The 18,771-nt window shown below is 69.4% G+C and carries 17 protein-coding genes and 1 riboswitch; of the genes, 7 read left to right on the top strand and 10 right to left on the bottom strand.

Annotated features, from left to right (window positions below; all coding sequences use genetic code 11):
- Positions 1-47: 47 nt before the first annotated feature.
- Entirely contained in the window at positions 48-1,121 is a 1,074-nt protein-coding gene (locus tag AB0G20_RS15900) for an SIS domain-containing protein (protein ID WP_361301836.1), read from the bottom strand.
- Between the two features lie 278 nt (positions 1,122-1,399).
- Between AB0G20_RS15900 and nagB the strand changes: the two genes are divergently transcribed.
- Positions 1,400-2,185: a glucosamine-6-phosphate deaminase gene (gene nagB, locus AB0G20_RS15895; protein ID WP_361301833.1), complete on the top strand. Its 786-nt coding sequence runs from the start codon at positions 1,400-1,402 to the stop codon at positions 2,183-2,185.
- A 95-nt stretch (positions 2,186-2,280) separates the two neighbouring features.
- Here nagB and AB0G20_RS15890 read toward each other — a convergent pair whose 3' ends face one another.
- The 6 genes from AB0G20_RS15890 to AB0G20_RS15865 form a co-directional block, all read right to left on the bottom strand.
- Positions 2,281-2,826, bottom strand: coding sequence for a hypothetical protein (locus tag AB0G20_RS15890; RefSeq protein WP_361301830.1), 546 nt, complete (start codon positions 2,824-2,826; stop codon positions 2,281-2,283).
- Entirely contained in the window at positions 2,823-3,071 is a 249-nt protein-coding gene (locus AB0G20_RS15885) for a helix-turn-helix transcriptional regulator (RefSeq protein WP_248504658.1), read from the bottom strand. Before AB0G20_RS15885 ends, AB0G20_RS15890 begins: the two co-directional genes overlap by 4 nt.
- Positions 3,072-3,401: 330 nt before the next feature.
- The gene (locus tag AB0G20_RS15880) at positions 3,402-4,940 is read right to left on the bottom strand and encodes a glycoside hydrolase family 3 protein (protein WP_361301826.1); all 1,539 of its coding nucleotides are present in this window, start codon (positions 4,938-4,940) and stop codon (positions 3,402-3,404) included.
- A 9-nt stretch (positions 4,941-4,949) separates the two neighbouring features.
- Positions 4,950-5,795, bottom strand: coding sequence for a carbohydrate ABC transporter permease (locus AB0G20_RS15875; protein WP_361301823.1), 846 nt, complete (start codon positions 5,793-5,795; stop codon positions 4,950-4,952).
- Positions 5,792-6,781 carry a sugar ABC transporter permease gene (locus AB0G20_RS15870; RefSeq protein ID WP_361301821.1) on the bottom strand — a complete coding sequence of 330 codons (990 nt, stop codon included), beginning with the start codon at positions 6,779-6,781 and terminating at the stop codon, positions 5,792-5,794. Before AB0G20_RS15870 ends, AB0G20_RS15875 begins: the two co-directional genes overlap by 4 nt.
- 87 nt (positions 6,782-6,868) lie before the next feature.
- Positions 6,869-8,149 carry an extracellular solute-binding protein gene (locus AB0G20_RS15865; RefSeq protein ID WP_361301819.1) on the bottom strand — a complete coding sequence of 427 codons (1,281 nt, stop codon included), beginning with the start codon at positions 8,147-8,149 and terminating at the stop codon, positions 6,869-6,871.
- A gap of 312 nt (positions 8,150-8,461) precedes the next feature.
- On the opposite strand from AB0G20_RS15865, the gene AB0G20_RS15860 reads away from it, so the two are divergent.
- The 5 genes from AB0G20_RS15860 to AB0G20_RS15840 all read left to right on the top strand — a co-directional run bounded on the left by AB0G20_RS15860 (position 8,462) and on the right by AB0G20_RS15840 (position 15,051).
- Positions 8,462-9,226 carry a GntR family transcriptional regulator gene (locus AB0G20_RS15860; protein ID WP_033313567.1) on the top strand — a complete coding sequence of 255 codons (765 nt, stop codon included), beginning with the start codon at positions 8,462-8,464 and terminating at the stop codon, positions 9,224-9,226.
- 173 nt (positions 9,227-9,399) lie between these two features.
- Positions 9,400-9,666 carry a DUF3311 domain-containing protein gene (locus tag AB0G20_RS15855; RefSeq protein WP_361301816.1) on the top strand — a complete coding sequence of 89 codons (267 nt, stop codon included), beginning with the start codon at positions 9,400-9,402 and terminating at the stop codon, positions 9,664-9,666.
- Positions 9,663-11,291 carry a monocarboxylate uptake permease MctP gene (gene mctP, locus AB0G20_RS15850; protein WP_361301813.1) on the top strand — a complete coding sequence of 543 codons (1,629 nt, stop codon included), beginning with the start codon at positions 9,663-9,665 and terminating at the stop codon, positions 11,289-11,291. Before AB0G20_RS15855 ends, mctP begins: the two co-directional genes overlap by 4 nt.
- Positions 11,292-11,429: 138 nt before the next feature.
- A riboswitch (cobalamin riboswitch) is annotated at positions 11,430-11,563 on the top strand.
- Between the two features lie 123 nt (positions 11,564-11,686).
- Complete coding sequence (locus AB0G20_RS15845) at positions 11,687-14,044, top strand: ribonucleoside-diphosphate reductase subunit alpha (protein ID WP_361301810.1); 2,358 nt, start codon at positions 11,687-11,689, stop codon at positions 14,042-14,044.
- Entirely contained in the window at positions 14,044-15,051 is a 1,008-nt protein-coding gene (locus AB0G20_RS15840) for a ribonucleotide-diphosphate reductase subunit beta (RefSeq protein ID WP_184849822.1), read from the top strand. The genes AB0G20_RS15845 and AB0G20_RS15840 overlap by 1 nt, the downstream gene beginning before the upstream one ends.
- Here AB0G20_RS15840 and AB0G20_RS15835 read toward each other — a convergent pair.
- A complete protein-coding gene (locus AB0G20_RS15835; protein WP_361301806.1) occupies positions 14,964-15,206 on the bottom strand; it encodes a hypothetical protein in 243 nt (80 codons plus the stop codon). The two genes, AB0G20_RS15840 and AB0G20_RS15835, sit on opposite strands and share 88 nt — an antisense overlap.
- Before the next feature lie 93 nt (positions 15,207-15,299).
- On the opposite strand from AB0G20_RS15835, the gene AB0G20_RS15830 reads away from it, so the two are divergent.
- Positions 15,300-16,262 carry a helix-turn-helix domain-containing protein gene (locus AB0G20_RS15830; RefSeq protein WP_361301803.1) on the top strand — a complete coding sequence of 321 codons (963 nt, stop codon included), beginning with the start codon at positions 15,300-15,302 and terminating at the stop codon, positions 16,260-16,262.
- A gap of 11 nt (positions 16,263-16,273) precedes the next feature.
- Here AB0G20_RS15830 and AB0G20_RS15825 read toward each other — a convergent pair whose 3' ends face one another.
- Both AB0G20_RS15825 and cyc1 read right to left on the bottom strand, forming a co-directional pair.
- Entirely contained in the window at positions 16,274-17,644 is a 1,371-nt protein-coding gene (locus AB0G20_RS15825) for a cytochrome P450 (protein WP_361301800.1), read from the bottom strand.
- Positions 17,641-18,726 carry an epi-isozizaene synthase gene (gene cyc1 / locus AB0G20_RS15820; protein WP_361301797.1) on the bottom strand — a complete coding sequence of 362 codons (1,086 nt, stop codon included), beginning with the start codon at positions 18,724-18,726 and terminating at the stop codon, positions 17,641-17,643. Before cyc1 ends, AB0G20_RS15825 begins: the two co-directional genes overlap by 4 nt.
- Positions 18,727-18,771 lie beyond the last annotated feature (45 nt).

The raw sequence follows: 18,771 nt of genomic DNA, 5'->3' as shown, positions 1-18,771 counted from the left end.
CCGCCATGACGTTCGCGTCCGCCCCCTCCTCCAAGAACTCCGCCTCCTCAGCGAGTCTTCGTCACCTTCGCCAGTGCCCGGGGCGCATCCGGGTCCTGGCCCCGGGCGATGGTGACCTCATAGGCCAGGAGCTGAAGGGGGATGATCTCCAGCACGGGCTGGACCTCCTCGGCCACGCCGCCCGTGGGCAGGACGAAGCCGGCCGATGCCTGCTCGACCTGGTGCCGGGGGCCGATGACGACGAGGTCGGCGCCGCGGCCGCGCAGCCGGTCCAGGACGGGCTGGAGCGCTTCGCCGCCCTTCCCGTCGGTGACCACGGCGATGACCGGGGAGACGTTGTCGACCATGGCGAGCGGTCCGTGCAGCAGGTCCGCGCCGGAGTAGGAGAGGGCGGGGATGTAGCTGGTCTCCATCAGCTTGAGAGCGGCCTCCTTGGCCGTGGGGTAGCCGTAGCCGCGGGAGGTGATCACCATGCGCTCGGCGAAGCGGTAGCGGGCGGCGAGGGTGCGTACCTCGTCCTGCCGGGCGAGCAGTTGCCCGGCGAGGTCCGGCAGCACCCGCGCGGGCGCGCCGTCGCCGCCGCGCAGGCCCTCGACGAAGAGGTAGAGCGCGAGAAGGGAGGCGGTGTAGGTCTTGGTCGCGGGGAGGGCCTTCTCCGGTCCGGCCATGATGTCGATGTGGTACTCGGAGACGCCGGCGAGGGGTGAGTCGGGGTTGTTGGTGACGGCCAGCGTGATGGCGCCGGCCTCGCGGGCGGCCCGGGTCGAGGCGACCAGGTCAGGGGAGCCGCCGGACTGGCTGACGGTGACGACGAGGACATCGGTGAGGTCGGGCCGGGCGCCGTAGGCCGTGGTGGTGGACATCGAGGTGAGTCCGCAGGGCAGGCCGAGCCGGATCTCCAGGAGGTACTTGGCGTACAGGGCGGCGTTGTCGGAGGTGCCGCGGGCGGTCAGCAGGACGAAGCGGGGCGCGCGGGCCGCGATCCGCCGGGCCACGTCCTGGATGGCAGGGGCGCCCTCGGACAGGATCCGACGCAGGACGGCGGGCTGCTCCGCCATCTCACGGGCCATGGTCCGGCCCGGGATGTCGCCGAGGGCGTCCGGTGTGGCGGCGGCTGTCATGGCGGGTTCCTTCCGGGGGCGGGACGCTGCAGACCCCATTCCACTCCCCCGGGCCGGACAGCGCCCGCCCGGGTGGCCTCGATTCCGCCTCCACGCCCCGTGCGGAGCGGCACTGTTCACCCCCTGGTGACCTGGTCGGCAGGCCGGCGCCGCCCGCGCGGGAGCGGCGGTGTTCACCCTGGGAGGGACAGGACCGCTCTGTTAGATTGGTCTAAACCACACGACCCCTCCCGGGTCCGGTCCCAGTTGAGCACTCCTCTCAGATCGGCAGGCCCAGCGTGGAAGTTGTCATCGTTCCGGACGCCAAGGCGGGCGGCGAGCTCATCGCCGAGGCCATGGCTCAGCTGCTCCGGCGCAAGCCCGGCGCCCTGCTCGGCGTGGCCACCGGGTCGACGCCGCTGCCCGTGTACGAGGCGCTGGCGGCGAAGGTGCGCTCCGGTGCCGTGGACGTCGGGCGGGCGCGGATCGCGCAGCTCGACGAGTACGTGGGGCTGCCCGCCGACCATCCGGAGTCGTACCGCTCGGTGCTGCGGCGTGAGGTGCTGGAGCCGCTCGGAATCGGGATGGACCAGTTCACGGGTCCGGACGGCACGGCGGAGGACGTGCAGGGAGCGTGCGAGGCGTACGACAAGGTCCTGTCGGACGCCGGGGGTGTGGACCTTCAGCTGCTCGGGATCGGGACCGACGGGCACATAGGGTTCAACGAGCCGTGCTCGTCGCTGGCCTCGCGGACGCGGATCAAGACGCTGACCGAGCAGACCCGGATCGACAACGCGCGGTTCTTCGACGGCGACATCGACCAGGTGCCGCACCACGTGATCACGCAGGGCATCGGCACCATCCTGGAGGCCCGGCATCTGGTACTGCTCGCCACCGGCGAGGGCAAGGCGGACGCGGTCGCGGCGACGGTGGAGGGGCCGATCGCCGCGGTGTGCCCCGCGTCCGCGCTCCAGCTCCACCCGCACGCGACCGTCGTCGTCGACGAGGCCGCCGCGTCGAAGCTGAAGCTGGCGGACTACTTCCGGCACACCTACGTCAACAAGCCGGAGTGGCAGGGGATCTAGGCCTCCCACCGGCACCGGCCCCCACCGCCGGCACCGGACCCACCGGCACTTCCCTGCCGCCTGATCCGAACGAGAGCCCTGGTCGGCCGCGAGCCTTAGCGGCCGAGGACCTCCGGCTCCAATACGTCGTCGTCGGCCGGTTCGTCCTGGGCGCGCCAGCCGGCCACCCACAGGGGCATCACCCGGTGGACGACGAGGACGGCGATGAGCAGGGGTGCGGCATAGGCCTTCGGGGCGTCGCCGGCGACCCCGCCCGTGATCAGCAGGGTGACCACCACCGCTGCCAGGAGCAGGGTCGTCACGCGGTGGGCCCGGGCCAGGACGTGGCTGCGTTCTGCCGACTGGCGCTCGTCCAGCGCGCGTTCGCGCAGTTCCAGCAGGCCGCGGGTGGCGCCGTTGATCACGCCGGTCGCGACCATCCAGGGAAGCAGCAGCACCGCCATCACGGCTACGGCCCACAGCGGCTCACCCTCGGCGAGGAGGCAATGGGTCATCAGGCCGCCGATGGCCACGGTGAGGGTGACATGGGCGGCGACGGCCAGGCGGCGGCGCGCTGCCGTGGCGTACCAGGCCGCTGCGCGGCGGTCGTTCATCAGCCGCAGCATGCTCCGGTCGTAGCGGGTCAGGCGTGTCGTCGTCATTGCTGGTTCCTCCCGTAGACCTCGTCCGTGAGCGGGCGGAACGGTTCGAGGGAGAACAGGGCCTCGACCGGCAGGCCGAAGAACTTCGAGATCTTCAGCGCCAGGTCGAGGCTCGGGTTGTACTGCCCCCGCTCGATGTAGCCGATGGTCTGGTAGTGGGCTCCCACTGCCTCGGCCAGGCTCTGGCGCGACACCTTGTGTTCGGCACGCACCACGGCCAACCTGTTGTGCACCTGCTCGCTCATGTATAAGAAGTACTACATTTGGATGCAGCTTTACAACTACGATCCCGGTCCGCGGGGGGACGCCGGGGCGGGTCCACTGCGTTACGGGGCGACTGGTCGGGCCTTAGGTGGCGTTCCCGTCGGCGGAGCTCGGCGGCCGGCGGCGGGCCGCGGCGATGGCGTCGCCCTCGCGGCGGGTCGGTCCAGGAGCGGGACCGGTCCGTCGGGTCCGACGACCTCGACCGTGCCGTCGACAAAGAGACGCGCGACCCGGCCGGAACTCATCACTGCGGGGCGCCCTCTGCCGGGCCTGCACGGCTACGCCGGACCGGCCGGTTCACGGACGTGCTCTCACAGTCCCGTGATCCCGGCGATCACCTCGGCCGCCGCCCGGCCGCAGACGCGGGCCGCGCCGTGGGTGGCGATGTGCAGGGCGCCCCGTGGGGTGGCCTGGGGGACGCCCATCTCGACCACGATGGTGTCGGGGCGGGCCGCGAGCAGGGTGTCGAGGGCCGAGGCCATCCAGGGGTGGCGGTGTTCGTCGCGGACGACGGCGACGATCCGGCGGGTGCCGGCCGCCTGGAGTGCCGCCCTGCCGGCGCTCTCACCGGCCTCGCCCTCCGGGCCGTCCCCGGGGGCGAAGCTGCCCGTCACCGTGCCCGGCAGGAGGTGGACGAGTTCCGCGGCGACGCCCCACGGGGTCTCGTCGCCCACGGCGATGTTGGCGACGGGGGTGAGGGCGGCGACGTAGGGGGGTTCGGTGAGGGGCTTGAAGGTGTCCGGGCTGCCGAGGCCCGGTGCGGCGGTCACGGTGAGGGCGCGGCGGGCGGCGTGCAGGCCGATCTCGGTGCCGTGGGTGCTCTCGGCCGGGCGGCCCGCCGTGCCCGCCCAGCGGGCCAGTGCCCGTACCCGGTCGGCGGCCTCGGCGAGGCGTTCCTCCTGGAGTTCGCCCCCGCGCACGGCCGCGACCAGGGCGTCCCGCAGGCGCAGCACGGTCGCGTCGTCGGCGAGGCCGCCGCCCACGCAGATCGCGTCGGCGCCCGCGGCGATGGCGAGGGCGCTGCCGCGTTCGATGCCGTAGGTGCCCGCGATGGCCCGCATCTCCATGCCGTCGGTGACGATGAGGCCGTCGTAGCCGAGCTCGTCGCGGAGCAGGCCGGTGAGGATGCGGCGGGAGAGGGTGGCCGGGCGGTCGGGGTCCAGGGCCGGGACCAGGATGTGGGCGCTCATGACGGCCCGGGTTCCGGCGGCGATGGCGGCGCGGAAGGGGGTCAGTTCGCGCTCGGTCAGCAGGTCGGCGGAGATGTCGATGCGCGGCAGGGCGTGGTGGGAGTCGACGGCCGTGTCGCCGTGGCCCGGGAAGTGCTTGGTGCAGGCGGCGACTCCGGCGGACTGCAGGCCCGTCACATAGGCGGCGGTGTGCCGGGCGGCCAGCTCGGTGTCGGCGCCGAAGGAGCGGACGCCGATGACCGGGTTGCGGGGGTCGGAGTTGACGTCGGCGGACGGGGCCCAGTTGAGGTTGACGCCGCAGGAGGCGAGGCGGCGGCCCAGTTCGTGGGCGACCTGGTGGGTGAGCTCCACGTCGTCGACCGCGCCGAGCGCGTGGTTGCCTGGGAAGGAGGAGCCGCTGCGCACCTCCAGGCGGGTCACGTCACCGCCCTCCTCGTCGATCGCGACCAGGACGTCGTCGCGCTCGGCCCGCAGCTGGGCGGTCAGGGCGGCGAGTTGGCCGGGGGAGGCGATGTTGCGGCCGAACAGTCCGACGGAGGCGAGTCCCTCACCGAGCCGGCGCAACAGCCAGTCGGGAGCGGTGGTGCCGGTGAAGCCGGGCTGGAGGACCGTCAGGGCGTCGCGGGTGAGCGTGTCGGTGCCGCTGGCGAGTGTCGTCATCGGGTGAGGTCATCCCTTCACTGCGCCGGCGGTCAGGCCCGCGGCCATCTTGCGCTGGACGAGGAGGAAGAGGGCGACGATCGGCACGGCCATCATCGTGGCGCCGGCCATCATCGGGGCGTATTCGGTGCCGTGTTTGGTGGTGAAGTTGCCGAGCCAGACGGTCGCGGTCTGGTTCTTCTGGCTGAGCAGCATCAGGGCGTAGAGGTACTCGTTCCAGGCCTGGATGAAGCCGTAGACCGAGGTGGCGACCATGCCGGGGGCCAGGAGCGGGAAGACGACCCGGAGGAAGGCGCCCGTGCGGGAGCAGCCGTCGACCATGGCCGCCTCCTCCAGTTCCTTGGGGATGTTGACGATGAAGCCCCTCAGCGTCCACACGGTGAACGGCAGGACGAAGGTCAGGTACGTGATGATGAGGCCGGTCAGCCGGTCGTACTGGCCCAGGTCGTTGAGCAGCAGGAACACCGGGATGATCATGGCGACCAGCGGGACCATCTGGACCGCGAGGATGCCCACGATCACGATCTTGCGGCCGCGGAAGGCGAAGCGCGAGATGGCGAGCGCGGCCAGCAGCCCGACGACCATGCCGATGACGACCACGGCCAGCGAGACCACCATGCTGCGGCCCACCGGGCCCCAGAAGTCGGCGATGTCCAGCGCCCGCCCGAAGTTGTCGAAGGTGAGGCCGGTCGGCAGCAGGCTCGGGTCCGGGTCGATGGCGTCCTTGGCGGGCTTGAACGCGGTGTTGAGCATCCAGTAGAGCGGGAAGCCGGCGATGACGAAGACGAGGAGACCGAGGAGGTTCCAGCCCAGCCGCGAGTTCTTCCGGCGGCCGGCTCCGGCGAGCGTGCTCATTCGACCTCTCCGATCTTCAGCATCTGCCGCATGTAGACGGCGACCACGCCGAGCAGCAGCAGGACGGTGATCAGCGCGATGGCCGAGCCCTGGGCGTAGTCGTTGACGACGAACGCCCGGTCGTAGGAGTAGGTGTTGAGGACCTGGAACTCCGGCTCGGGGTGGCCGTTGCGCATGACGAACACCTGAGGGAAGACGCCCATGTCCCAGATGACCGACAGGGTCGTGAGCATCACGATGATCGGCTTGAGGACCGGCAGGGTGACATAGCGGAAGACGCCCCAGGAGCCGGCGCCGTCCAGGCGGGCGGCCTCCTCCAGTTCCTTCGGGACCTGGGTGAGACCGGCGCTGAGGGTGATGACCACGAAGGGCACGGCTCCCCAGATCACCAGCAGCATGATCACGGCCAGGCCCTCGGGGCCGCTGGCGAACCAGTTGTGGCCGATCATCTCGACGCCGGGCAGCTTGCTGAGCAGCGCGTTGAAGACGCCGTAGTCGGAGTCGAAGAGCCACTTGAAGACCGTGGTCGCCACGATCACCGGCATGCCCCAGCTGGCCACCAGCACGATGTTGATGAGCATCTTCAGCCAGCCGGAGACGCGTTGGAGCAGCAGGGCGAGGGCCATGCCGATGACCATGGTGAAGACGACGGCGCCGGCCGCGAAGACGATGGTGCGCAGGACGACGGCCCAGAACTCCTGGTCGCCCAGCACCTTGGCGAAGTTGTCGAAGCCGACGGACTCGGCCGGCTGGAAGCCCCACAGCTGGGACTGCCCGAACTTCTGGAAGGACAGGGTGACCAGCCGGGCCAGCGGATAGCCCATGACCAGGGCGAGGATCAGCAGGCAGGGCGCGAGCAGCAGCCAGGGGGCGGATGCCCCGCCCGACGTGCGCTGCCCGCGGGGCCGCCGGTCCTTCGGGGGCGGCGGCGGTGCCTGCCGCGGTGGCGGCACCTTGGCAGGGGTGGTGGTGTCTGCGGCACTCATCGCGCGCTCCTTGGCGGTCCCTCAGGTCGTACGAGAATCAGGGCCCCGTCCCGGACTGCGGGGAGGCGACGGGGCCCTGTGCTCAGGTCACTTGGTGTTGATGACCTTGTCGATCGCCGCGTCCGCGTCCTTGGCGGCGGCCTCGACGGACTTCTTGCCGGTGCCGATGCTCTGCAGCATGGTCTGAAGGATCTGGGCCTTCTCGACCTGGCCCCAGCCGGGGGCCATCGGGACGAACCAGCTGGACTCGGCCGCGGTGGCGGGGACCGCCGTCTTCGGGTCGTTCTTGAGCGTCGCGAGGTCGGTCTTGTTGTTGGGCAGGTTGCCCTTGGCCATCAGGCCCTTCTGCCCGGAGGAGCCGGTGAACGCGTTGATCCACTCGGCGGCCAGGGCCTGCGCGTCGGACTTCACCGGCACCGCGAGGTCGGAGCCGCCCAGGAAGACGGGCATGTTCTTGCCGGACGGGCCGGGCATCACGAAGTTCTCGAGGTTGCCCTTGAGCCTGCCGCTCTTGTCGTTCTTCGGGTCCTCGGAGGTGGCGCCCTCCCAGGCGGCGGCGAAGATCATGGCGGACTTGCCCTGGCCGTAGACGATGTAGCGGTCGGACTCGTCCTTGGTCTTGTCGCCGTGCATGTAGCTGTCGACGACGTTCTTGAACTCGGTGAGGCCCTTGAGGGACTCGGGCGAGGAGAGAGAGGCCTTCCACTGGCCGCCCGACTCGGTGGCGATGGCGCCGCCGGCGTCGTAGACGAAGGACATGGCCGCGTACCAGTCGCGGGTGGGCTGGTACCAGGCGCTGAACTTGTCGCCCTGCTTCTTCTGGATCTTGTCCAGGGCGGCGGTCAGCTCCTTGTACGTCTTGGGTGCCGACTTCACCCCGACGGAATCCGCCACGTCCTTGCGCCAGTTGGCGACGCGGCCGCCGGCGTAGTACGGGACGCCGTAGGTCTTGCCCTCGTAGGTGACCGAGGCCTTGAGGCCGTCCAGCCAGACGTCCGAGTTGTCGAATTTCGCCTGGTCGAGGGGGGCGAAGGCGCCCTTGACCATGTAGCCGAGCATCTCGGTGTTGCCCATCTCGACCACGTCGGGGGCCTTGTCCGTGGCGAGGACGGCGTCGAGCTTGGCATTCTTGTCGGGCCAGCCGTAGTACTCGTGGTTGATCTTGAGGCCGGGGTGCTTCTTCTTCACCGCGGCGTCGGCGGCCTTCACCAGCCCCGGCCAGTTGTTCTGCGCGTCGACGGTGAGCCAGACGGTCAGCTCCTTGGCGTCCGCGCCCTTGTCGGAACCCCCGCCACCCTCGCCGCCGCACGCCGCGATGGAGACCATCATGCCCGCGATACCGATCGCGGCTGTCAGCTTGCGCTTCACGCCACCCTCCTCAGGGATCCCACAACCCCCCTGGCTCCCCGCAGTGAACGTGGGGCCGGGCCTGGACCAATGGTGTAGACCAGTACGGGGAGCTTGGACCAGACCACGAAGCCTGTCAAGGCTCCAGATACAGCCCTGACCAGCCGTTATGCGACCTACATATGCAGGAACCTTTAAGTAAGAAGCCAGCGAAAACCTGGGTGCACACGGCATACTGCGGGTAGACCACAGGGAATGGTGGACTAGACCAAAAGAGGCGCCGACGGTATACAAGTGGGATCGTGTCGGCAGACCGAGCCGGGAAGGCGGAGCATGAGCACCGACGTCAGCAGTGCGGAGAACGAGAACGGGGTGCCCGTCCGTACCGCACGCGTGCCCAAGTACTACCGCCTGAAGAAGCACCTGCTCGACATGACGGAGACGCAGGCGCCGGGCACGCCGGTCCCGCCCGAGCGCACCCTGGCGGCGGAGTTCGACACCTCACGCACGACCGTGCGCCAGGCGCTGCAGGAGCTGGTCGTCGAGGGCCGGCTGGAGCGCATCCAGGGCAAGGGCACCTTCGTCGCCAAGCCGAAGGTCTCGCAGGCGCTGCAACTGACCTCGTACACCGAGGACATGCGCGCCCAGGGCCTCGAACCCACCTCGCAGCTGCTGGACATCGGCTACATCACGGCGGACGACCGCCTGGCCGGGCTGCTCGACATTACGCCCGGCGGACGCGTGCTGCGCATCGAGCGGCTGCGCATGGCCAACGGCGAGCCGATGGCCATCGAGACCACCCACCTGAGCGCGAAGCGCTTCCCGGCGCTGCGGCGCTCGCTGGTGAAGTACACGTCCCTCTACACGGCGCTGGCCGAGGTCTACGACGTCCATCTCGCGGAGGCCGAGGAGACCATCGAGACGTCACTGGCCACCCCGCGCGAGGCCGGCCTGCTCGGCACCGACGTCGGCCTGCCGATGCTGATGCTCTCCCGGCACTCGCTGGACCGGGACGGCCAGCCGGTGGAATGGGTGCGGTCGGTCTACCGCGGGGACCGGTACAAGTTCGTGGCCCGGCTGAAGCGGCCGGTCGACTAGCGGCCTGTCGACCAGCGGCCTGCGGCGGGGATTCCGCCGCTGCCGGGGGCTGTCGCCGAGGCCCGGTTTCGGTTGGGTACCGCATTGCGGACGAGGGGTTCCGCTATCGCCACACCCTGACCTAGATTGCCTGCGCATTACACAGGTGATCACTTAGGGGACGGAGCCGCCTGATGTCGCAAGCCCCAGAAGTCAGCAGAGGGGCGGTGGTGACGCCCCTGCGCGTCGTCATCGCCGTCTGCCTCATCGCGCCGTTCGTGGCCATGCTGTGGGTCGGCTCGTACGCCAAGACCGATCCGGCCTTCATCGGGATCCCGTTCTTCTACTGGTACCAGATGGCGTGGGTGCTGATCTCCACCGTCCTGACGATGATCGCCTACAAGCTGTGGCAGCGTGACCAGCGCGCCCGCTCGGCCGCGAAGGGCGGTGCGTCGCAGTGAAGGACGGCGTGAACGGCGTCGCGCTCGGCGTCTTCATCTTCTTCTTCGTGGCCGTGACGGTCATGGGCTTCCTGGCCGCGCGCTGGCGCAAGGCCGAGAACGAGCAGAGCCTCGACGAATGGGGCCTGGGCGGCCGCTCGTTCGGCACCTGGATCACCTGGTTCCTGCTCGGCGGCGACCTGTACACGGCGTACACCTTCGTCGCCGTGCCGGCGGCGATCTACGCGGCGGGCGCGGCCGGCTTCTTCGCCGTGCCGTACACGATCCTGGTGTACCCGCTGATCTTCACCTTCCTCCCCCGCCTGTGGTCGGTCTCCCACAAGCACGGGTACGTCACGACGTCCGACTTCGTGCGCGGCCGCTTCGGCTCCAAGGGCCTGTCGCTGGCGGTGGCGGTGACCGGCATCCTGGCGACGATGCCGTACATCGCGCTCCAGCTGGTCGGCATCCAGGCCGTGCTGGACGTGATGGGCGTCGGCGGCGGCGAGGACACCAACTGGTTCATCAAGGACCTGCCGCTGCTGATCGCGTTCGGCGTACTGGCGGCGTACACGTACTCGTCGGGACTGCGGGCCCCCGCGCTCATCGCGTTCGTGAAGGACACGCTGATCTACATCGTCATCGCGGTGGCGATCATCTACATCCCGATCAAGCTGGGCGGCTTCGACGACATCTTCGCCAAGGCCGGCGAGGCGTACAGCCAGACCAACCCCGCGACGGGTGCGCCGCGCGGTGCGCTGACACCGGCCGAGCCAGGCCAGTGGACGTACGCCACACTGGCGTTGGGCTCCGCCCTGGCCCTCTTCATGTACCCGCACTCGATCACGGCGACGCTGTCCTCGAAGAGCCGTGAGGTGATCCGCCGCAACACCACGATCCTGCCGCTGTACTCGCTGATGCTGGGTCTGCTGGCGCTGCTCGGGTTCATGGCGATCGCGGCGGGCATCAAGGTGCAGAACGGGCAGCTGGCGATTCCGCAGCTGTTCGAGACGATGTTCCCGGACTGGTTCGCGGGCGTGGCGTTCGCGGCGATCGGCATCGGCGCGCTGGTGCCCGCGGCCATCATGTCCATCGCGGCGGCGAACCTCTTCACGCGCAACATCTACAAGGACTTCATCAAGCCGGACGCCACACCGGCGCAGGAGACCAAGGTCTCCAAGCTGGTCTCCCTGCTGGTGAAGGTGGGCGCGCTGGCCTTCGTCCTCACCATGGACAAGACAGTCGCCATCAACTTCCAGCTCCTGGGCGGCATCTGGATCCTGCAGACCTTCCCGGCCCTGGTCGGCGGCCTGTTCACCCGCTGGTTCCACCGCTGGGCGCTGCTCGCCGGCTGGGCGGTCGGCATGATCTACGGCACGGCCGCCGCGTACGGCGTGGCCTCCCCGACCCAGAAGCACTTCGGCGGCTCCGCGAAGGAGATCCCGGGCATCGGGGAGATCGGCTACATCGGCCTCACGGCGTTCGTCCTGAACGTGGTGGTGACGGTGGTCCTGACCTTCGTCCTGAAGGCCCTGAAGGCCCCCGAAGGCATCGACGAGACCAAGCCGGAGGACTACACGGCGGACGCGGGCGACCCCGGGGTCCAGGTGGAGCTTCCGCCTGCGACTGCTGGTTCCGCGCACTGATTCCAGGGCCCCGACCCACCACGAACACCCCGCAGCGGGCCGCCGTGACCATGCGTCACGGCGGCCCGCTGTCACGTAAAGCTGACGCTCTGACACCACCGCGACACAACATCTGGGGGTGCCGCCGGAACCCAACACAAGATGTATGCTCATGCTCGCTGCCGCCGCAGGGGAATCCGGTGCGAATCCGGAACTGTCCCGCAACGGTGTACTTGTGCATGTTTTGTGCACGAGAGTCAGTCCGAGGACCTGCCGACAGCGCACCCGGCCACCCGGCCGGTGTGCCCTGACGTCCGGGCCTCGTGGAATGGGCCGGTGGACGCGACGCCGCGTGCGCTCGCGTGCTGCCCCCTGCCCTCGACGAGGCCCCCGTGCCGAGCGAGGGAGAGCCCCACGTGACCATCGCGCCAGCCGAACCGGTCTCAGCCGCCGAAGAAGAGCACGACGCTCCCGGTACCGCGCTGCTGCGGACCCTGACCGAGCTGACCGCCGACCTCCCCGACACCGACCCCGGCCGGGTCGCCGCCGCCGCGCTGCGCGGCCGGTCCGCGCGGGCCGGCGAGTCGGAGTTGCGCGAGCTTGCGACGGAGGCGGCCGCCGGTCTCATCTCCGAGGACCCCGCCTACTCGCGGCTGGCCGCCCGGCTGCTGACCATCGGCATCCGCGAAGAGGCCGCCTCGCAGGGCGTCACGTCCTTCACCGAGTCCGTCGCGGTCGGCCACCGCGAGGGCCTCATCGCCGACCGCACCGCCGAGTTCGTCCGGCTGCACGCGGCCCGGCTCGACGCCCTGATCGACACCGGCGCCGACGACCGCTTCGGCTACTTCGGCCTGCGCACGCTGTACAGCCGCTACCTGCTGCGCCACCCCCTCACCCGCAAGGTCGTCGAGACGCCCCAGCACTTCATGCTGCGGGTGGCGAGCGGCCTCGCCGAGGACGACACCACACGCGCGCTGGACGAGGTCGCGGCCCTCTACGGGCTCATGAGCCGCCTCGACTACCTCCCTTCCTCCCCCACCCTCTTCAACTCGGGCACCCGGCACCCGCAGATGTCGTCCTGCTACCTCCTCGACTCCCCCAAGGACGAGCTGGACTCCATCTACGACCGGTACCACCAGGTGGCCCGGCTGTCGAAGCACGCCGGCGGCATCGGACTCGCGTACTCCCGCATCCGCGCCCGCGGTTCGCTGATCCGCGGCACCAACGGCCACTCCAACGGCATCGTCCCGTTCCTGAAGACCCTCGACGCCTCGGTCGCCGCCGTGAACCAGGGCGGCCGCCGCAAGGGCGCGGCCGCGGTCTACCTGGAGACCTGGCACTCCGACCTCGAGGAGTTCCTGGAGCTGCGCGACAACACCGGTGAGGACGCCCGCCGTACGCACAACCTGAACCTCGCGCACTGGGTGCCGGACGAGTTCATGCGGCGCGTGAACGCCGACGCGCACTGGTCGCTGTTCTCCCCCTCGGACGTGCCCGAGCTGGTCGACCTGTGGGGCGAGGAGTTCGACGCCGCGTACCGGGCGGCCGAGGCGAAGGGCCTCGCGAAGAAGACCCTGCCCGCCCGTGAGCTGTACGGGCGCATGATGCGCACCCTCGCGCAGACCGGCAACGGCTGGATGACCTTCAAGGACGCCGCCAACCGCACCGCCAACCAGACGGCCGAGCCGGGCCACGTCGTCCACTCCTCCAACCTCTGCACGGAGATCCTGGAGGTCACCAGCGACGGGGAGACGGCGGTCTGCAACCTGGGCTCGGTCAACCTGGGTTCGTTTGTCGACACGTCGACCGGTGCCCTGGACTGGGAGCGGCTGGACGAGACGGTCCGCACGGCCGTGACGTTCCTCGACCGGGTCGTGGACATCAACTTCTACCCGACCGAGCAGGCGGGCCGCTCCAACGCCCGCTGGCGCCCGGTCGGCCTGGGCGCCATGGGCCTCCAGGACGTCTTCTTCAAGCTGCGCCTGCCCTTCGACTCGCCCGAGGCCAAGGCGCTCTCGACCCGTATCGCCGAGCGCATCATGCTCGCCGCGTACGAGGCCTCCGCCGACCTAGCCGAGCGCAACGGCCCGCTGCCGGCCTGGGAGAAGACACGTACGGCCCGGGGCGTGCTGCACCCCGACCACTACGACACGGAGCTCACCTGGCCGGAGCGCTGGTCGGCCCTGCGCGAGCGCATCGCCACCACCGGCATGCGCAACTCGCTGCTGCTCGCCATCGCGCCCACGGCCACCATCGCCTCCATCGCGGGCGTGTACGAGTGCATCGAGCCGCAGGTGTCCAACCTGTTCAAGCGCGAGACGCTGTCGGGTGAGTTCCTCCAGGTCAACTCCTACCTGGTGGACGAGCTGAAGCGGCTCGGCGTGTGGGACGCGCGCAGCCGGGAGGCCCTGCGCGAGGCCAACGGCTCGGTGCAGGACTTCGCCTGGATCCCCGAGGAGGTGCGCGCCCTCTACCGCACGGCGTGGGAGATCCCGCAGCGCAGTCTGATCGACATGGCGGCGGCCAGGACCCCGTTCCTGGACCAGTCCCAGTCCCTGAACCTCTTCCTGGAGACGCCGACCATCGGCAAGCTCTCCTCGATGTACGCCTACGCCTGGAAGTCCGGGCTGAAGACGACGTACTACCTGCGCTCGCGCCCGGCGACCCGCATCGCCCGCGCCGCCCAGGCCACCGTCCCCGTGCAGGCCACCCCGGACCCCGAAGCGGTCGCCTGCTCCCTGGAAAACCCCGAGTCCTGCGAGGCCTGCCAGTAATGAGCACCCAGAACCTTCTCGACCCCGGCTTCGAGCTCACCCTGCGCCCCATGCGCTACCCGGACTTCTACGAGCGCTACCGGGACGCCATCAAGAACACCTGGACCGTGGAGGAGGTCGACCTCCACTCGGACGTCGCCGACCTCGCCAAGCTCTCCCCCGCCGAGCAGCACCTCATCGGCCGGCTGGTCGCCTTCTTCGCGACGGGCGACTCGATCGTCGCGAACAACCTGGTGCTGACGCTGTACAAGCACATCAACTCCCCCGAGGCGCGGCTGTATCTGAGCCGGCAGCTCTTCGAGGAGGCCGTGCACGTCCAGTTCTATCTGACGCTGCTCGACACCTATCTGCCCGACCCGGAGGACCGTGCTGCGGCCTTCGCGGCCGTGGAGAACATCCCGTCCATCCGCGAGAAGGCCTCGTTCTGCTTCAAGTGGATGGACTCGGTGGACAAGCTCGACCGGCTGGAGACCCAGGCCGACCGCCGCCGGTTCCTGCTCAACCTGATCTGCTTCGCCGCGTGCATCGAGGGCCTGTTCTTCTACGGCGCCTTCGCGTACGTCTACTGGTTCCGCAGCCGGGGCCTGCTGCACGGCCTGGCCACCGGGACCAACTGGGTGTTCCGCGACGAGACGATGCACATGTCCTTCGCCTTCGAGGTGGTCGACACCGTCCGCAAGGAGGAGCCGGAGCTCTTCGACGACCGGCTCCAGCAGGAGGTGACGGACATGCTCCGGGAGGCCGTCGAGGCCGAGCTGCAGTTCGCGCGCGACCTGTGCGGGGACGGTCTCCCGGGCATGAACACCGAGTCGATGCGGCAGTACCTGGAGTGCGTCGCCGACCAGCGGCTCACCCGCCTCGGCTTCGCTCCGGTCTACGGCTCCGAGAACCCCTTCTCCTTCATGGAGCTCCAGGGGGTTCAGGAGCTGACCAACTTCTTCGAGCGGCGGCCCTCCGCGTACCAGGTGGCGGTGGAGGGCACCGTCGACCTGGACGAGGACTTCTGAGCCGGTACACCTTCCCGGGTCTCCTGAGCCTCCCTGATCTGACGGTCGATGCGCCGCTCGCGCACCAGGCCGATCACGGACGGGAGGATCAGGAGGACCAGGATCCCCAGCGTCGCGGTCAGTCCGATGAGTGCTTCGATCTGGTTCGTGTTCATGGACACCAGTGTCGCGCCGATGACTCCTTACCGTCAGTGGCAGTACTGCCGTAGAACCTCGAATTACTGCCAAAGGCGAGGCACACTGGAGGCATGCTGCAGAACGTGGCCGTCGCCCTGCTCGACGGCGTGAATCCCTTCGAACTGGGTGTGGTGTGCGAGGTCTTCGGAACCGACCGGAGCGATGAAGGCCTACCGGTCTACGACTTCGCCGTCGCCTCGGCCGAGGGCCCGGTGCTCCGCATGAACTCGGGCATCACGCTCCAGGCCGAGCACGGCCTGGAGCGGCTGGAGACGGCCGACCTGATCGCCGTGCCGGCCGGCCACACCTACGCGTACCGGGACTTCCCGCCGGAGCTGCTGGACTCCCTGCGCCGCGCGGTCGACCGCGGCGCCCGGGTGCTGAGCGTCTGCTCCGGCGTCTTCGTGCTGGCCGCCGCCGGGCTGCTGGACGGCCGCCGCTGCGCCACGCACTGGAAGCATGCGAAGGACCTCGCCCGGCAGTACCCGCGCGTGGTCGTCGAGCCGGACGTGCTCTACGTCGACGAGGACCCGGTGATCACCTCCGCCGGCACGGCCGCCGGCATCGACGCCTGCCTGCACCTGGTGCGCAAGGAGCAGGGCTCCGAGGTCGCCAACAAGATCGCCCGGCGAATGGTGGTGCCGCCGCACCGCGACGGCGGCCAGGCCCAGTACATCGAGCGCCCGCTCCCCCACCCCGAGGGCGACACGATCGGCGACGTGCTGGCCTGGATGGAGCGCCATCTCGACGAGGAGCTCACCGTCGAGCAGCTCGCCGCCCACGCCCACATGTCCCCGCGCACCTTCGCCCGCCGCTTCCAGCAGGAGACCGGGACCACTCCCTACCGCTGGATCCTGCGCCAGCGCGTGCTGCTGGCCCAGCGGCTGCTGGAGGCGACGGACGAGACGATGGACGCGATCGCCGGTCGAACGGGGTTCGGCAACGCGGCCACGCTGCGCCACCACTTCGTCCGGGCGATCGGAACCACGCCGAACTCCTACCGGCGGACGTTCAGAGGCCCCGAAGCGGCCTGAAGCCCCCTCCGTCACCTCGGCACCGGCCGCACCCGCAGGTCGTGCGGCCGGAGCGTGATGCCGACGCGGGTGGCGTCCTTGGAGCCCGGAACCTGCTCGAACCGGTACCTGGTGGCCAGGGCCGCCGTGACCAGCGTGAGCTGGGCCATCGAGAAGTGGTCGCTCGGGCACTTGCGGTTGCCCACGCTGAAGGGGCTCATGGCGTGCTTCGGGATGTCCTTGACCCGGTCCGGAAGCCAGCGGTCGGGATCGAACTCCAGGTTCCGCTCGTACGACTTCGGGTCGCGCTGGATCGCGTACGGGCTGTAGATGATGTCCGCCCCGGACGGAATACGGTATCCACCGAGTTCCGTGTCCCGCACCGCCCGACGCGTCAGAATCCAGACGGCGGGGCTCAAACGCATGGATTCGATGACGACATTGTTGGTGTGCCGGAGTCCTCGGACGTCTGCGAATGCCACCGGCCTCCCACCGGTGACGGCTTGCACTTCGTCACGCACCCGGTCCGCGTGTTCGGGGTGCTCCGCGAGCATATGCAACAGCCACATGATCGTGGAGGCGATGGTTTCGCTGCCGGGGGTGAGGATCGCGACGACCTGATCGTGGATCTCTTGTTCCCCGATCGGGTCGCCATTCTCGTCCTTCGCCTCCAGCAATGCCGTCAGCAAATCGTCCGGCTTTTGACCGGATGCCCTGCGCTCGGCGACGATCTCGTCGACGAGGAGGTGCAAATCAGCCAATGCCCGGTTGAATTCGCGGTTGGCCGGGAGCGGCAGGTCGTAGAGCGGTCCGAGCGGGACCACCATCCGCCGGTACATCCCCCGGAAGACGGTGGCGAGGGCGACGCACAGCCGCTCCGCCCGCTCGTCCATGAAGTCGCTGCGCAACAGGCAGCGGGCCGCGATGCGCACGGCCACCCGGAAGGACTCGGAGGTGCAGTCGATCGTCTCGCCGGGCTTCCAGCGCTCGGTGAGCGCGTGGGCCTCCTCCTCCATGATCGGCCCGTAGGCGGGGATGGCGTCGAGCCGGAAGGCGGGCTGGATGGTGCGCCGCTGGCGCCGGTGCCGCGGTCCGTTCGCCGTGGCCACGCCCTCCTTGCCGAGCAGGTCCTCCAGGGACTCCCACAGCGGCCCGGCGATGATGAAGTCGTTGCTCAGCGCCAGGGCGCCGGTCAGGGCCGGGGTGGTGACCGCGTACACCGTCTTCGGCCCGAGCTTCAGCCGCACGACGTCGCCGTGGTCGCGCAGCCGGGACATGAACGCCAGCGGGTCGCGCGCCAGCTTCCAGCCGTGTCCCAGGACGGGGACACCACCGCCCGCCCGGGGCGGCTCCCGCAGTTCCACGGCCGGCGGGGTTTCGGGCTTCACGGACTCGACGGTCATTGCTCACCTGCCGCTTCGTTGTTGACGTACGGGGGCGTGGCCCGGTCGTCCCAGCTGTCGACCATGTACCGGCCGGACTCGTGGTGGAACCAGTAGACGGAACTGAACCAGTTCCGCATGTTGCTCAGGCAGGCCCGCACAGCGGCGCTCAGTTCCTTTCCCCGCACGGAGCCGTCGGCGAGGTCGTCGGCAAAACGCAAGGCTTCCTGCTCGACGTCGATGAATTCTGTGATGCATTTCTCGACACGGCGCCGCACTTCCACGACCGCCTGTTCAAGAGTCAGCCCCTCATGGGTGATGAGACTGATTCCGAGATTGTGCACCTCGTCGCCCGCTATTTCTTTCGGAAGCGAACACAGATCGTTGTACCAGGCGGCAAATTCCTGACTCAGCAGCGCCGCCCGCCGATATGCCGGGTGTTTCCGTATGGTGTCCGGGAGTTCACAGCCTGCGGACGGCTCCAGCAGGTCTGTCCATATCCAGTGCGCGAAGGTGAGCCGGCGCAACCGCAGGTATTCCTCAACTGTCGGGACGATTCCCTGACTGCGATTGTGGAACTCCCGGTCGTAGGCGTCGATCACCGCGTGGAAGTGCCGGGCGAACCGGAGGTTCCACGTCTGGGGCAGGAACGCGTACAGCCGCAACACACTATCGGCGAACCCGGCGACCAGTGGGTCCTCGTGGTGCAGGTGCTCCCCGGGGGAGTCGAGGGCCGAGTGCAGCCGGTCCCGCAGCAGCCGCCAGGCGGCGGGGCGGCCGTGCACGATGTCGCGGTCGTGACGGTCGTCCCAGACGAAGAACCACGCGCTGTAGTCGGCGATCGCCTGCATGACCTCGTCGGAGGCGCCGATGTAGTACCCGGCCATGAGGTCGGTGTAGCAAAGGCCGTCGGCATATTCCTCCACCTTGTCCGCCGGCATGAGCCGCTTTTCGAGCAGCCAGGCCCGGGTCTTCTCCTGGCACTTCGGCCAATACGGGTGGAGTTGCCGGGGAAACGCCGCCTCGATCACCGGGAGAGAGAGCGACGGTGGAACTGCGATCGCGGTCGGTGTCGATGTGGTGCCGTGTGACAAAGCATGCACGAACTAACCCCTCTCAGCCGCCAGTTGGCGCGGGCGCCCCTCCCT

Source organism: Streptomyces sp. NPDC024017 (assembly GCF_040638895.1).
Classification (GTDB): Bacteria; Actinomycetota; Actinomycetes; order Streptomycetales; family Streptomycetaceae; genus Streptomyces.
Note: the sequence above shows the minus strand (reverse complement) of the source record. Positions and strands in the feature narration are given on the sequence as shown.